This is a genomic window from Curtobacterium sp. TXMA1 (assembly GCF_020162095.1).
Taxonomy (GTDB): Bacteria; Actinomycetota; Actinomycetes; order Actinomycetales; family Microbacteriaceae; genus Curtobacterium.
This window is the reverse complement of sequence record NZ_CP083910.1, coordinates 511,411-526,673: the sequence shown is the minus strand read 5'-3', so window position 1 is coordinate 526,673 and position 15,263 is coordinate 511,411. Positions and strand designations below refer to the sequence as shown.

At 67.7% G+C, this 15,263-nt stretch carries 13 protein-coding genes; 3 read left to right on the top strand and 10 right to left on the bottom strand.

Annotated elements, in window-relative coordinates; genetic code table 11:
* Positions 1-130: 130 nt before the first annotated feature.
* The 6 genes from LCG91_RS02650 to LCG91_RS02625 form a co-directional block, all read right to left on the bottom strand.
* Positions 131-1,054: a glycosyltransferase family A protein gene (locus LCG91_RS02650; RefSeq protein WP_224442393.1), complete on the bottom strand. Its 924-nt coding sequence runs from the start codon at positions 1,052-1,054 to the stop codon at positions 131-133.
* Positions 1,051-1,785: a WecB/TagA/CpsF family glycosyltransferase gene (locus tag LCG91_RS02645; RefSeq protein ID WP_224442392.1), complete on the bottom strand. Its 735-nt coding sequence runs from the start codon at positions 1,783-1,785 to the stop codon at positions 1,051-1,053. Before LCG91_RS02645 ends, LCG91_RS02650 begins: the two co-directional genes overlap by 4 nt.
* A gap of 4 nt (positions 1,786-1,789) precedes the next feature.
* Positions 1,790-2,440, bottom strand: a complete 651-nt coding sequence (locus tag LCG91_RS02640) for a glycosyltransferase family 4 protein (RefSeq protein WP_224442391.1) — start codon at positions 2,438-2,440, stop codon at positions 1,790-1,792.
* Between the two features lie 461 nt (positions 2,441-2,901).
* Positions 2,902-4,368 (bottom strand): sugar transferase, encoded by a 1,467-nt coding sequence (locus LCG91_RS02635; RefSeq protein WP_224442390.1) that lies wholly within the window; start codon positions 4,366-4,368, stop codon positions 2,902-2,904.
* A gap of 13 nt (positions 4,369-4,381) precedes the next feature.
* A complete protein-coding gene (locus tag LCG91_RS02630) occupies positions 4,382-5,341 on the bottom strand; it encodes a hypothetical protein (RefSeq protein ID WP_224442389.1) in 960 nt (319 codons plus the stop codon).
* Positions 5,342-5,355: 14 nt separating this feature from the next.
* A complete protein-coding gene (locus tag LCG91_RS02625; protein ID WP_224442388.1) occupies positions 5,356-6,780 on the bottom strand; it encodes a polysaccharide biosynthesis tyrosine autokinase in 1,425 nt (474 codons plus the stop codon).
* A gap of 178 nt (positions 6,781-6,958) precedes the next feature.
* Here LCG91_RS02625 and LCG91_RS02620 point away from each other — a divergent pair, with 178 nt between their 5' ends.
* Both LCG91_RS02620 and LCG91_RS02615 read left to right on the top strand, forming a co-directional pair.
* Complete coding sequence (locus tag LCG91_RS02620) at positions 6,959-7,678, top strand: CPBP family intramembrane glutamic endopeptidase (protein WP_224442387.1); 720 nt, start codon at positions 6,959-6,961, stop codon at positions 7,676-7,678.
* Between the two features lie 106 nt (positions 7,679-7,784).
* Entirely contained in the window at positions 7,785-8,783 is a 999-nt protein-coding gene (locus LCG91_RS02615; RefSeq protein ID WP_224442386.1) for a nuclease-related domain-containing protein, read from the top strand.
* 56 nt (positions 8,784-8,839) lie between these two features.
* On the opposite strand, the gene LCG91_RS02610 is transcribed toward LCG91_RS02615, so the two are convergent.
* Positions 8,840-9,397 carry a low molecular weight phosphatase family protein gene (locus LCG91_RS02610; protein ID WP_224442385.1) on the bottom strand — a complete coding sequence of 186 codons (558 nt, stop codon included), beginning with the start codon at positions 9,395-9,397 and terminating at the stop codon, positions 8,840-8,842.
* A 2-nt stretch (positions 9,398-9,399) separates the two neighbouring features.
* Entirely contained in the window at positions 9,400-10,695 is a 1,296-nt protein-coding gene (locus LCG91_RS02605) for an adenylosuccinate synthase (RefSeq protein ID WP_058729829.1), read from the bottom strand.
* A gap of 184 nt (positions 10,696-10,879) precedes the next feature.
* Here LCG91_RS02605 and LCG91_RS02600 point away from each other — a divergent pair, with 184 nt between their 5' ends.
* Entirely contained in the window at positions 10,880-11,053 is a 174-nt protein-coding gene (locus LCG91_RS02600) for an Rv0909 family putative TA system antitoxin (RefSeq protein WP_058729830.1), read from the top strand.
* 79 nt (positions 11,054-11,132) lie between these two features.
* Here the strand turns inward: LCG91_RS02600 and LCG91_RS02595 are convergent, their stop codons facing one another.
* Both LCG91_RS02595 and LCG91_RS02590 read right to left on the bottom strand, forming a co-directional pair.
* Positions 11,133-11,303: a hypothetical protein gene (locus LCG91_RS02595; protein WP_153257418.1), complete on the bottom strand. Its 171-nt coding sequence runs from the start codon at positions 11,301-11,303 to the stop codon at positions 11,133-11,135.
* Positions 11,304-11,446: 143 nt separating this feature from the next.
* On the bottom strand, positions 11,447-15,109 hold the full coding sequence (locus LCG91_RS02590; protein WP_224442384.1) for a S8 family peptidase: 3,663 nt from the start codon (positions 15,107-15,109) through the stop codon (positions 11,447-11,449).
* Between the last annotated feature and the right edge of the window lie 154 nt (positions 15,110-15,263).

Here is a 15,263-nt window from a genome sequence, read left to right as displayed (position 1 = left end):
CCGTACCGCCCGAGGAGTGCACGTGTCCAAGAGAAACCCTTGACTTCGACGCCTGAAGGCATCGCGCCAGCAAGCATAGAGATGTATGGATTCTGATTCCAATGACGTTCACGAACATCGATTAGAACCTTCAGCGCAGCCATCGCACGCGACCTCTCAGTGCACGAACCGCAGCCTCCACAATTCCTACGGTAGCACCCCAATGTGGCACAGCACGCATATGGAGCATAACGAAACGGATGCTCGTCTTCATGGAGCCGCTCAAGATGCCTACACGGAGCACATGAACTGCAAGGAAGTCTGCGGTTGCCCTTTTCGACATTTTGGAGCGATGCTTCTCTAGAAAAGCTACAGACTCTGACCAATCAAGCCGTGCCGACACAGATTCCGGCGTATTCTGCTGCGTGATTACGCGACATTCGGTCTGGTGAACCCGGAGGCCCGCTCTCTCCTCCGCTTGGATCAGATAATCCCAGTCTTGATGCTTACGAAGGTTGGCGTCCCAGGCGATTGTTTCAGCAAGCGACCGAGATAGCAGCAAACCGCTACTTTGTAGGCCTGAATAGCCATATCTAAGCGAGCGACGACTCGCGAGATAGCTAGCCAAGTTATCTCCACCATCAAAGGGCGGCCTTCGCGGGATCACACGACCTACAACCTCGGCCTCGCCACCGGGCTGCATGACGCTCATCTGCTCTTGCCCGATCAAAGCGAAACTAGCTGTGATCAGGACCGCGCCGGGGCTCGGTTCATGAACAAAAGAGCGGACCGCTGCAAATCGGCCGGCGAGCCAGATGTCGTCATCATCTAGGAAAGCTATCCAAGGGGCAGTTGATCGGCTTACGCCTAACTGGCGACAGACGGAACCCCCTTCCCCGCCCTTGGAGAGAATCAGCTCAGCGGCAGTGCCACGCAGCATAGTCCTCACCGCTTCTTCGTCACCGGGCCGGTCGAGCACAACGAGCACCCGAGCTACCTCGTGTTGCCGTCTTGCACTCTCCGCCGCCGCCTTGAGCGATGCCCGGCCAATAGTCGGTATCACGACATCGATCATCGCCGGACCTCCCTCTTCAAAGCTAGTAGCGCAAACAGCTTGAAGGGTTCGATAAGGTATCGATTCGCTAGTCGCTTCGGATCTCGCGAAAGCCGGAAAATCCACTCCAGTCCCACGCGACCCATCCAGCGCGGCGCCAACGCTTGAACTCCCGCAAAATAGTCAAACGCCCCGCCGACATTGGCTACTATAGAATCTTTGAGTATTGCCTTATTGCTTAATATCCACTCTTCCTGAAGCGGCATCCCCATTCCGACCAGGACCAAATTCGAATTCCGAATCAAGTCGCGTTGGTCCTCCCGCAAGTCCCATGCGTCTGAATATCCGTCTATCGACGTCCACGTGACTCCTGGGTAGTCGTGCGCAATACGCTGTGAGGTGGCAATTGCCGCTTTGGGAGTACCACCCACCGCGGTAACGCGCATCCCAGTGGAGCGTGGATCCTTGAGAAGTTTGGTAATCCAATCAGTACTACCGATACGGAAGTGCGGGCTAAGAAGATGGCCCCGCATCCAGCAGAAAGCGAGAATTGGCCAACCATCAATCAGACAAAGGTGAGCCTCGTCACTGAAGGCTTTGAACGAGCGGGCAGTCAAGTACATATACATGCCATGTAAGTTGAGATTAGCTATCCAAAAGCCGCTCGTCGTCCCTTCCAGGACGATGTCGCAGACCTCTCCCGCTCGCAGCGGATTCACTGTCATCCCGCCTGGCAGCTCGATTGTCCTCATTTTGTCAAGCATTCGTTATCCTCCGAAGGATGCGTCCCGCGATCTCATCCCAATCGAATGCTGAGGCCCGCGCAAGTGCCCGCGCACTCATAAGCGAAAATTCCCGATCGTCAGCCATGAGCTCGATAAGCGCCGTCGCAAGAGCGTCTACGTCCTCAGCGGCGACAACGCGACCTTCCAGCCGGTCGCGTACGGTGTTCGGCAGCTCCCCCACGGAGGACACAACGCACGGTAATCCACGCGAGAGTGCCTCAACCGCCACGAGCCCGAATGATTCCTGACGCGCGGGCAGGCAAAAGATGTCGTGGTCGTCATAAATCGCAGACAGCTCTAGTCGATCTCGGACTAGCCCGCGAGAATCGAGCCACTCGGGCTCGCTTCCAAGAGCGAATTCGCCTGTTCCAACTACCGTGAGAGTAGCATCCGGAATAATCTTGACCACTTCCGACATAGCGGAGAGAAGAATATCCAGGCCTTTCCGGAGCGGTTCGCGTCCGACGAATAAAACGCGTCGGGGTCTCCCCGAACGAACGACAGCGCTCTCCGCGCTTAGTTGATTCAGCCCATTACCGACATAAACGATCTTATCCAGGGCTATCCCGTACCGCTCGACCAGACTGCCCTCAGCCGCCCGCGACGCAACAAAGATGTTCACTGCATGCTGGTAATAAGCACGCTCCCGCCGCACTCGCGCAAGATGCTGCCGTTGACTAACAGTCCATTTCGGCGCCACACCTTGTAACATATCGGTTGTAGCATCGATGAAGGCGCTATAAGGAACGGCCGAAGGAGCGAACCAGCTTCGGATGTGTAGCACATGATCCGTGGGCTCTGAGCGCCGAAGCGTCAAGTCTCTTATAGCGCTCCGTATTCGCATAGCCGCGAAGCCGTGCACATATACGCGGTCCCAAGCCGTCCGACTTGGCCGGGCGGTGATTGCCCTCAACATCCAGCGGAGTAGACGGGGCGGGAAACAATTCACGGCGAGCACACTTGCTCGCCTGCTGACGGCTCGTGCTAGGAAGTACGGAACGCCTGACACGTCCTCCGGCGTAGTAAAACTACCGTTAGCGATCAAGGCGACGCGAATCGGCCGCTCAGGAACTAATTCAGCCACTAGTAAGCTCCCGAAGATCGAGCTACCGCCCGCACAGTGCGAGACAGGATACTGAGGTCCGTCACCATGGACCAGTTCTCCACGTAGTACAGATCGAGCCGCACCGAGTCCTCCCACGACAGGTCCGAACGTCCGCTCACCTGCCAGAGGCCAGTGAGCCCGGGCTTCACCAGGAAGCGACGGTGCACGTGCGAGTCGTACCGCTCGACCTCGCGGGCGAGCGGTGGACGCGGGCCCACGAGGGACATGTCTCCCACGAGGACGTTGAACAGCTGCGGCACCTCATCCAGGCTGTAGCGCCGCATGAATGCACCGATGCGGGTCACACGCGGGTCGTTCTTCATCTTGAAGAGGACGGCGTTGCCTTCGGCGCGGTCGAGCGTGCTGAGTTCCTGCAGACGGGCCTCAGCGTCGACGACCATGGAGCGGAACTTGATCATGCGGAAGGTCGAACCGTTCAGGCCGACTCGCTCTTGCCGGAAGAACACGGGTCCGGGCGACGACGTTTTGACGAGCAGCGCGAGGACGAGCAACACCGGGGACAGGACGATCAGGAGCGCGGCTGATCCGATCAGGTCGAAGGCCCGCTTGGTGTAGAGCTTCCGGCCGGAGTAGGTCGGCGTCTCAACGTGGATGAGTGGCAGACCCTGAACCGGTCTGGTGTGAATGCGCGGGCCACCGATGTCCGTCAGGCTCGGCGCGACGACCAGGTGCTGCCGACCCGGCTCGAGCGACCAGCTGAGCTGGCGGACGCGCTCGGGCGGCAGGTCGTCCGAGCTGGTGATGACGACGGTGTCGGCGCCGGTCAGCTGCAGCGCGGACGCGACGTCGTCGATGCCGCCGAAACTTTCGATCGTGGAACCGTCCAGGACTCCACGAGTCCCGTTCGACACCGCTGCGCCGACGACGCAGTAGCCGGCTTCCGGAGTGCGGGCGAGTTCGCGGGCGATGTGTAGCACGCTCGCGGTCGAACCGACGAGCAGGACGCGAGCCGAGTACCCGCCGTGCTTACGTTCGGCGACGAGCCACTGCCGCCACATCCAGCGCGAGAGCAGCAGGACGAGGATCCCGACCGGGAACGCGATCAGGACGTAGCCGCGGGCCAGGTCGACGTGCAGCAGGAACGCCGCGATCGCCAGCAGCCCGAAGACCCGGACGCTCGAGTCCGCGACCAGGCGGTACTCCGCGCTGCCGGTCCCGATGACGCGGGCGCCGCGGGTGTCGTACAGGGCGAGGGCTGTCATCCAGACCACGATGACGACGACCGAGATCGCGAAGTAGCTCAGTCGCAGGTCCGCGGTGTTCGCAGCGAGGTTCGAACTGAAGCCGAGCCACGCGATCTGCACACCGAACACGACCCAGACCAGCGCGAGCAGGTCCGTGACGAGCACGCGCCGCGAGTACGTGCGGCTCCACTCCTGCGTCCCCGCAGGAGGAGCCGCCGCCCGGACTCGCTCGGCAGTCACGGTCTGCCCCGGCTCACCACGTCTTGCCCCCGTCCGCGGACACTGCGACCGATTCGCCCGCCCACATCCACACGGACTGCCCCGCCCGGTCGAGCGCGATCGTCCCGGTGGTCGACACGTCGTTGCACCCCACGGGGGTCGTCCGCGTCGACGGTGTAACGCCGATGGCGGTCATGGTCTCGACCTGCACGCCCTCGCACGCCGATGCACCGACCCGGGCGAGCGTGTACGAGCTGCCGTCGACCGCGACGCCACGGACGCCGCCGAGCGGTACGTCGACCCATGCGGCGGTGCCGGTCCGCCACTCGATCTGTCCGTCGCAGACGACGATCGCCGTGCGCGTGCCCTGGAACGCGTCGAGCGGCTCCGGGCACGGGTTCGCGACGGTCGTGGTGCCGAGGCGGACGCCGTCCGGCGTGATCCCAGCGCCCGAGGCGCCGGCTGCCGCCGCCTTCCAGGTCACGCCGTCGTCGACGGAGGTTCGCTCGGTCGCCTCGCAGTCGTCGCCGACGGCCTCGAGCAACGAGAGTCCGTCCGTCGTCGCGCGCATCCCCCACAGGGCGCGGACGTCGTCGCCCAGAGCGACAGGCGTCCACGTGGTCCCTCCGTCGACCGTGTGCTCCAGCACCACCTGTGCGACGGAACACGACGCACTGGAGGCTCGCCATGCCTCCCGTCCGTCCACCGCGGACAGCAGACGGCGAGCCGGCCCCTCGGACGCACCCTGCGCGGACGCGTCCGGTGCCGGGGTGGCCGACGCCGACGGCGTCGGTGTCGGTGTCGCATCGGAGGACCTGCCGAAGGTCGGGACCGGTCGGGGTGAGCCGACCGCTTCCGGCGTCGTCCGTGCCAGCGCCATCGCGACGAGCACGACGTCGACGACCACCAGGAGCACCACCACGGCGGCGACGCCGATCAGGGTGTTCCGCTTCAGATCACTGCCGAGGCCTCGGGCCCCCCGGCCTGCACGCATGTCGTCCCCCGGTCTCAGCGGTCGGCCCGGCGCAGCGTGCCGAGCTTCCCACGCGCCTGCTTCGGCGCCTTCGTGTCGGGCTGGGTGGGCTCTGCCTCGTCCAGCCCGTAGCCGTACCCGTAGCCGTAGCGGCCGTAGCCGTAGGCGCCCGGTCCCCGCACCGGCATCATCGTGATGACGAAGCCCGCGATCGGCGCGCCGACGTTCTCGAGCGAGGCGACGGCGGCGGCGAGCTGGCCCTTGTGGGTCTTGCCGGACGCGACCGCGAGGATGGCGCCGGACGCCTTCTTCGACAGGATCGCTGCGTCCGTGACGGGCAGCAGCGGCGGTGCGTCGAACAGCACGTAGTCGAACTGCTGCTCGAGCGTCTCGATCAGGTCCTGCATGGCCTTCGACCCGAGCAGCTCGGACGGGTTCGGCGGGATCTGCCCGGCGGGCAGCACGACCAGGTTGCCACGGCCCCAGGGCTGTGCGACGTCCTCCAGGGTCGCGCGGCCGATGAGCACGTCGGTCAGACCGGCGGAACCGTCGACCTCCATGTACTCGCCGACGCGGGGGCGACGGAGATCGGCGTCGATCAGGATCACCTTGAAACCGGCGCTGTCGAGCGCGATGGCCAGGTTCGCCACGGTGGTGCTCTTGCCCTCGGACTGCATCGACGACGTCATCACGAACGTGCGCGAGCCGGTACCGAGGTCGAGGAACTGCAGGTTCGTGCGGAGCGTGCGGAAGGACTCGGCGCGCGGGCTGCGCGGGTCGGCCTGCACGATGAGCGGACGCTCGGAGGCCTTGCTGTCGAACGCGATGCCGCCGACGACCGGCTTGTCGCTGATCTTCTCGACGTCGGTCTCGACGCGGACGCGGTTGTCGAGCGTCTCGCGCAGCACGGCGATGCCGACGCCGAGCGCCAGGCCGACGAGCAGACCGAGGGCGATGTTCACGGGGACGTTCGGGCTGACTGGGCTGAGCGGCACGTCGGCCTGCTTCACACGGGTGAGCTTGACGGTGCTCGTGCCGTTCGCGTCGGTGGCCTCGATGTCCTGCACGACGTTGGTCAGGCTCGACGACACCGCGTTGGCGATCTCGGTCGCCTGCACCGGGTTCGTGTCGTTCACGGTGATGGAGATGAGCGTGGTGCTCGTCGGCGCCGTCGCCGAGACCATCTTCGACAGCTGGTCGGCGTTCATGTCGAGGCCGAGCGACGAGATGACCGGCAGGAGCACGATCGGCGTCTGCACGAGGTTCGAGTAGGTGAGCACCCGCTGCTGCGTGAAGGTGTTGCCCTGCGCCAGGTCGCTCGCACTACCCGACGTCTCCGTCGACACGAACACCTGTGCAGAGGCGGAGTACACCGGCTTCTTCAGGAGGGAGAAGCCGGCTGCGGCCGCCACCCCCACCAGGGCGAGCACCACGATGAGCACCCACCCCTTGCGGAGCACAGGTGATGTAGTCGCGCAGTTCCACGCGGCCGTCCTTCCCCGATCCTCGCCGTTCCCGTGGTCCCGCACAGGCTCTGCGAGGGTTCTCCCAGCAGTCGGCTTGTAAATAGTGCCACACCAATGAGCCTCACTCGGCTGTTCTTGCCGATCTGCCTCGGTCGTCCTCTACGCTCGGCGCATGACCTCCGAGCCGGAAGTGGCCACGAACCAGCCCTCGACCGCCCGGCAACGTGACCTCGTCGCCCTGCTCATCGCCCTCGTCGTGGCGGTCGTGCTCGCCCGGATCGTGAGCACCCTGACGCTGCGCGGGGCGGTCCCCGGGCCGGTGCTCCAGGTCCTGCTCGGCGACGTCGCGGTGTGGGTGCCGCTCGTGTTCGGCATCGTCTGGGTCGTCCGGCGGACGGGCCGCGACCTGTTCGGGCGCTTCCGGATCGACCTCGGCGACCTCGTGGTCGCGCTCGGGATCGTCATCCTGACGCGGGTGTTCGACGCCGTGCTCGCGCTGTCGTTCACCGGCACGAGCGGTCTGCAGCCCGCGCCGTCGCTCGGGGCCCCGGACATCGGGCTGCTGCTCGTGTCGGCGGTCGGCATCGTGCTCGTCAGCCCCGTGCTCGAGGAACTCTTCTTCCGCGGGCTCTTCCAGCGTCTGCTCGCCGTGGAGCTCACGCCCCGGACGCGCTGGCTCGCCGTCCTGGTGACGGCGTTCCTGTTCGCGCTGTCCCACCTGTTCCTCGGCTCGGCGACGACGTCGCTCGGCGGGGTGCAGGTGTTCCTGACGACGTTCGTGCTCGGGCTCCTCACCGGCACCCTGGTCGCGATGACGAACCGCATCGGGGGCGCGATCGTGGCGCACGTGCTGTTCAACGCCGTGGCGGTCGTCGCGACCTGGCCGCGCTGACCAGTTCGCTCTGACCGGTCCGCGCAGCGTGAGCGCTGCACGGCGTCCTGCCGGACTCGCCGCAGCCGGAGGCCTCTCGCGCGCCCAGCCGTGGTGAGGTGGACGCATGACCAGCGACCTCGTGCCGTGGATGGTCGCCGGGGGGCTCGCGATCGTCGTGGTCGTCCTGGTGATCGTCCTGCGGCGGAACCAGTCCTCCGGCCGTGCCGCCCTGTCCGACGCCGAGGTCAGACTCGACCACCGCACCGGCACCCTCGAGCGGGAGCACCGCGAGCGGACCGCCGCTGCTGACGCCGAGCACGCGCGTCAGCTCGCCGGTGCCGAAACCGCGCGCCAGCAGGCCCTCGCCGAGGCCGAGGCCGGCCGCACCTTGGCCCGGACGGGCATGCGGTGGGAGGAGGCCTCGCAGCGCACGATCCTCGAGGTCTGCAAGGCCGCCGGGATCAACGGTGCCCTGCTGACGAACGTCGTGTTCGTGCCGGTCGCCCAGGGCGAGCGGGACCGCGACCGCAGCTACGCCGCCCAGCTCGACCACGTGCTCGTGTTCGAGTCCGGGCACGTGCTGGTCATCGAGAACAAGCGCTGGAACGGCATCGTGTTCGACGGCCGCAAGCCGAGCGCCGTGCACCACGCCTTCCGGAACCTGCTCGACGAGTCGTCGCTGACCGGGTCGTTCGCGATCCAGGTGCGCAGCCGTCGGGTGCTCGACTCCGCCGACGACGTCGAGCACTGGTGGCAGGTCCGCGTGCAGTCCGGCGGGAACGCCCCGACGCGCCAGGTCCGACAGCAGGCCCGGCGTCTGCAGCGCTTCCTGGCGGACGAGGACGGCAACGGGCCGCAGTGGGTGGACTCGTGCGTGTTCTACTCCGGGGACGCCGCCGCGTACGTCAACCCGGAGGACCGCAGCACGAGCACGACACCGACCGGGCGCTCGGCGACGACGGCCGTCGTGACGAACGACAACGAGCTGCGCGGGCTGGTCACCGACCTGGCGCGCAAGCACGCCGTGCCGAACCGTGCCCGCACCGACGCCGTCGTGCGGCAGCTGGCCGGCCAGGGCGCGCACACGATCACGGTCGGGACGTACCGTCTGCCGGAAGCGTGAGCTGAGACGACGAAACCCCCGCCACGACGGCGGGGGGGGTTCGACGTGCAACACCGTCAGCGCAGTGCGCGCAGGGCGTCCGCGATCGGGGCCAGCGCCGCGTCGATCTCGTCGGCGACCCGCACGTGGGTCTCCTCCGACCGGCGGTACGGGTCGTCCACGTCGTCGTCCGCCGGGTCGGCGGGCGGCGGTACGGTCCCCCGCAGCCGTGCGACCCGGTCCACCAGGTCCTGCGCGGTCTCGATGCCGGTCAGGTCGCCCGGCTCGAGCCCGTCGAGCACCCGCGCGAACTGCTTGATCGTGAACGCTCGCTTCGCCGCCCGCGGCGCGAGCGACACCACAGCCGCGCGGTGCGAGCGCTCGGCGGTGAGCACGAGGTCGACCGACGCCGCGATCTGCTCGGTCAGGTAGCGCGACCGGTGCGTCGTCGGGTCACCGCCGAGACGGACCGACTGCGCCGCAGCCGTCTCGTCCATCAGGGCACCGTCGTCGGCGATGGTGCCGGCCGACTCGACCGTGAACGCCGGGGCGTCCGGGCCGAGCCGGGCCTCGAGCACCTGGGCGCCGAGGGGCGAGCGACAGATGTTGCCGCTGCAGACGAACAGGATCCGCATGCTCAGGACGCCGCGCCGAGCAGGTCGTGGCGGACGACGATCGCGTCACGGCCCGGGCCGACACCGATCGCCGAGATCCGCGCGCCGGACATCGCCTCGATCGCCAGCACGTAGTCCTGCGCGGTCTTCGGCAGGTCCTCGAACGAGCGGGCGCCGGTGATGTCCTCGGTCCAGCCGGGGAACTCCTCGTAGATCGGCTTTGCGTGGTGGAAGTCGGACTGGTTCACCGGGACCTCGTCCACACGCTCACCGTCGACCTCGTACGCCACGCAGACCGGGATCGTCTCGAGGCCGGTCAGCACGTCGAGCTTCGTCAGCACGAAGTCGGTCACGCCGTTGATCCGCGCCGTGTACCGGGCGATCGGGGCGTCGTACCAGCCACAGCGACGCGGACGACCGGTCGTGGTGCCGAACTCGAATCCGTTCGCGCGGAGGAACTCCCCCGACTCGTCGAACAGCTCGGTCGGGAACGGGCCGGCGCCGACGCGCGTCGTGTACGCCTTGACGATGCCGATGATGCGTTCGAGCTTGCCCGGGCCGATCCCCGAGCCGGTCGCGGCACCGCCGGCGGTCGCCGACGACGACGTCACGAACGGGTAAGTGCCGTGGTCGACGTCGAGCATCGTGGCCTGGCCGGCCTCGAACAGGACGGTGTCGCCCCGCTCGAGCGCCCGGTGGATCTCGAGTGCGGTGTCGGCGACCATGGGGCGCAGGCGCTCGGCGAAGGACAGCAGCGACTCGACGACCTCGTCCGCGTCGATCGCGCGGCGGTTGAAGACCTTGACCAGCAGGTGGTTCTTCTGGTCGAGGGCCGCCTCGACCTTCTGCCGCAGGATGTTCTCGTCGAAGATGTCCTGGATGCGGATGCCGACGCGGTTGATCTTGTCGGCGTAGGTCGGGCCGATGCCGCGGCCGGTGGTGCCGATCTGGCGCTTGCCGAGGAACCGCTCGGTCACCTTGTCGATCGTGCGGTGGTAGTGCGTGATGACGTGCGCGTTGGCGGACACCAGGAGCTTCGAGACGTCGACGCCGCGGGCGCGGAGCGCGTCGAGCTCCTGGAACAGGACCTCGAGGTCGACGACGACGCCGTTGCCGATGATCGGGGTCACGCCGGGCGTCAGGATGCCGGACGGCAGCAGGTGGAGCGCGTACTTCTCGCCGCCGACGACGACGGTGTGGCCGGCGTTGTTGCCGCCGTTGAACTTCACGACGTAGTCGATGCGCGAGCCGAGGAGGTCGGTTGCCTTCCCCTTGCCCTCGTCACCCCACTGGGCACCGATGATGACTGCTGCGGGCATGGAGGTTCTCCTCACGTTGGCGGAGGACCGCACCGGCGGGCTGGGCCGATGGTCCACCCGAGTCTATCGACTGTCCACCTGCACGCCACCCGCCTGTGGACAACCGGCTCCGCACCTGTGAACCCGCCCGGCTCACCCGGCGCACCCTCGTCCGTGTCAGATCCGACGAGCAAGGGAGCACCACATGAGTGACCTCGGTGACAAGGCCAAGGACTTCGCGAACAGCGACAAGGGCGAGCAGGCGACGGACGCCGGTCTCGGCAAGGCCGCGGACGCGGCAGACAAGGCCACCGGCGGTGGCCACGGCGACCAGATCGACAAGGCCGAGCAGGCCGCCGACGACAAGATCGGGCAGTAGCCCGGACAGACGAACGGACGGGAGGCGCGGTGCCAGCCGGCACCGCGCCTCCCGTCCGTCAGTTGGTGACGTTCCGCGATCAGGCGCGGAAGAAGTCCTGGTACGACGGGTCGCCGACCGGCTGGGCGTGACCCGGCTGCGCGAGTCGTTCCTCGACCATGGCCTGGAGTGCGTCGGGCGGGGTCAGCCCACGGCGCCGCCACTCCATCGGGTTGGCCCGGAGCTGCATCAGGGAGGTGTGGGATCGCATGACATCACTCTCGCACCGATTGCCTAGTTCGCCTAACTACATGTCCCTTTGCCGCACTCGTGGCCCCGACCGAGGCTGCAGGCCTTGACATCCGGAGACGACGAACGCCCCGCCACCGATCGGTGGCGGGGCGTCCGTGTCGATCACTTCTTGCGGGGTTCCACCTTCGCGGTCTGGCCCGAGGTCGCCGTCCCGTCCTGGTAGCCCGTCGCCTTCGCCGTCACCGTCACGGAGAAGCGGTGGCCCGCGTCCGCCGTGCCGAGCGCGTAGCGCTGACCGGTCGCTCCCTTGACCGCGACACCGTCACGGAGCCACTGGTACGAGTACGACACCTTCTTGCCGTCCCACGAGCCGGGGTTCGCCTTGAGCGTCTTGCCGACCTTCGGGGTGCCCGAGATCGTGACGGCGCTGCCCTCGCGGAGGGTGAGCGTCGGCGCAGTCTGCGCCGCCTGCAGCACGTCCGCCTGGTCGCCCACCGCGTTGCCGAGGTGGAGCAGCAGGACCCGGGCGTTCGTGGCGTCCGCCTGGCGCGTGACCTGCAGCGAGCCCTTGTCCGCGAAGAGGACACCGGAGGTGCCGCCCTGCGCGAAGGCGAGCGCCGGCTTCGACGGGTCGAACGTGGCCGAGTCGGTCTCGTCGACGACGTAGGAGCCGCTGGTGGCCAGGGCCGGGGCGTACGCCGACTCGGTCAGGACTGAGTAGTCGAACGCACCGGTCGCACCGATCGCCGATGCCGACACCGTCAGCACCTTGACGGCGCTGTCGAACGTGTTGACGTCCTGCCCCGCGGTGCCGCCGTTGAGCGGCTGCGAGTCGACCGTCTTGCCCGTCGCCAGGTCCACCGTGGTGGCGAACGTCGCGTCGACCGTGGCCGACTTGGCGTCGTACACCAGGTAGTCCGGCGTGCCGTCGCGGTTCGTGTCGATGAGGACCTCGACGTTGGTCACCGCACCGGGGTTCGCGTCGGCGCCGGCGGTCTGGACGCCGAAGGCGAGCGTGCCCGACGCCGTGTCGACGTTCGCGCCGTAGGCCCGGATGTCCGCGGCCTGCAGGGACTGCTGCGCCGAACCGGCGGGCAGGGGCTCCTGCGGGTCGGTCCCGCCCAGGACGAACGGTGCGACGACCGAGTGGTACCCGGTGACGGCGTCGCCCTGGTCGACCGAGCGGCCGGTGAGCGCGAGCTCCGCGGTCGTGGTCGAGCCCGAGAACGCGATGTCCTTGCCGTGCACGGCGCTGACCGGCTTCGGCGCGACGTACGCGCCGAGGCGCATCGGGTTGAGCGACTTGTCGGTGGGCGTGAAGGACACCACGCCGGACTCGGCGGCGACGAACTCACGCTGGTAGCCGGACTGCACCGACTCCTGCGTGGGGTCGATGACGCGACGCAGCTGCGTCGGGTCGGCGATCGTGAACGTCAGCTTGACGGTCGCGGTGCCGTGCGCCGGAGCGGTGACCCGCTTCGTGCTCAGCGAGAACGCGACGCCCGGCTGGTCCACCTGGGCCTGGTACGCCACGTCGTACGTGTGCGGGCGGCCGTCGGTGTTCTGGATCTGCAGGGTGCGCAACTCGCTGGTCTTCCCGCTGACCTCGACGACACCGTACGAGGCGGTGACGAGCTGGTCGTTCTCGACGCTGCGCACCGTGGTGCCGGCGGTGACCGCCTGCAGCGCATCGACGCGGCCGGTGCCCTGGCGGAGCAGCGTGGCGTTGCGGTCACCCTGCTTCACGTCGTGCGTCGCGGTGTTCATCACGGCGGCCTTCACCTGCGGTGCCGTCCACGACGGGTGCGACTGGAAGGTCAGCGCGACGATGCCGGCCACGTGCGGGGTCGCCATCGAGGTGCCGCTCATCGACATGCGGCCGTTGCCGGTGCCGTTGGCCGCGGAGATCACGTTGACCCCGGGGCCGGCGACGTCCGGCTTGACGATGTCGTCGAACGAACCGTGCACGCCACGGCTGGTGAACGGCGCGAGCGTGTTCACGTTCGCCTGGTCGGTCGCCAGCTGGTAGCCCTTGAGCTCCTGTGCGAACTGCACGTGCAGGGTCCCGGCCTGCGCGGCGGCCTGGAGGCTCGTCACGCTGTCCGAGGTCAGCTCGGCACCCGGGATGGTGGTGTTCCCCGCGATGCCGGAGTCGAAGCTCGTCACCGTGCCGGCGAGCAGGACGCCGACGCCGCCGGCGGCCTGGACGTTGTTGAAGCGCACACCGGAGCCGCACTCGAGCGCCCCGTCGGTCCACTTCAGCCAGGCGACCTTGCCCTTGAGCTTCGCGGCCTCGTCGGCGCTGAACGCCTGGCAGCCGTCAATGTTCGTGGTCGGCACGACGACGTCGCCCTCGACCGGCAGGCTGCCCTGGTAGTTCTGCGAGTACTGCGCGCGGTAGGTGCCCGCGACGTCGGACGGCGCGGTGGCCTTGACGGCGTCGAACAACGACTGGCCGGTGGCGCTCGCGGCGACGGTCAGTGCGCCCTCGGCGTTGCCCGGCGAGCCACCGATGTCGGTGAAGTCGTCGGCGTTGCCCGAGGCGATGACGGGCAGGACGCCGCGGGCGGTGAGCGCGTCGATCTTCGCGTTGTCGGGGTCGTCCGGTGCGCCGTAGTCGGAGCCGAGCGACAGGTTCAGGACGTTGATGTCCTTGCCCTCGGTCAGCGCCTGGCCGACCCAGTCGAGCGCGGCACCGGTCAGGTCGGTCGACCCGCCGTCGTCACCGAAGACCTTGAGGGCGTAGAGGCCGGCCTCGGGCGCGGTGCCCGGACCGATCCACATGTCCTGGACGGACTGGTTCGTGAGCTTCGTGTAGTCGCCGCGGAACGTCTTCTTGTCCGCGGTCAGGCCGTAGCCCGCTGCGGTGCCGGACACGTGCGTACCGTGGTCGCCGCCCTTGCCGTCGATCGGGTTCGCGTCCGGCTTCGGGGTCGGGTCGTAGCCCGCGCTCGAGGAGTCCGCGTTGTAGGTGGGACCGGCGAAGTCGTAGCCGCCGAGGAACTTCTTCCCGTCGTACCAGCTCGGGTCCGGCGCGTTCGTGCTCGCCAGGGCCTGCTGGTACGCCGCCGTGGTGCCCGGGCCGCCGAAGTCGGCCTGGGTGTAGTCGAGGCCGGTGTCGAGGACGGCGATGTTCACGCCCTTGCCCGTGCGCCCGGTCTGCTGCCACGCGTCGAGCGAGCGCGTGTAGATGTCGCTGGCCGCGTTCTTCGGGCTGACGCCGTCCGCGCCCGGCTGCACCAGGTCGGGGTCGACGCCGCTCGGGGCCTTCGACGCGTCGCCCGGGGTCGGGTCGACGATCTTCTTCGGGGTGAGCGGGATGATGCTCTCGACGTCCGAGCGGGCCGCGACGTCGCGCAGGGCATCGACGTCGGCGACGACCGCGACGCCGGGGACCGTGTACTCGGTCGAGTACAGCTCGGTGGCCTCCGCGTCCGAGCGCTTGACGGCGGAACGGACGGCATCGACGGTCGACGTGATCGCCTTGACCCGCTCCTTCGCGGCGGACGACGGGGTCTTCGACTTCGTCAGGTCGCCGCCCTTCGCCTGCGCGTCGACCTCGAGCGCACCCTGGCCGGTCGTGCGCACGAACGCGGCGACCGTCTTCTGGGGCTTGGCGTCGCGGAGCGGCGCGGCGAGCTTGAGGTCGGCGGCGGAGAGACCGGTCGGCGCGGCGTTCGCAGCTCCGCCGACGGCGAGACCGCCGCAGGACAGGGCGACGGCGGCGATACCGGCGGTCAGGAGGCGCGCGACGCGTGACCGCGTGCGACGCTCGGTGATGGGTGGTTGCTCGGGTACTGCACGGTTCGGTGTTGCACGTGTCACAGGGCGCACTCCTCGGGCTCTGTCCGTGGTGGGAATTCCTGTGAAGTTATGCGTTCGTTCACAGGTGGAACAGTCCGCACTTTGGGGGACTGGCCCTCGTTCGGGGGTACGTCACCTGCTAACTTGCACAGTGGTGTGCATGTTATTACGCTTG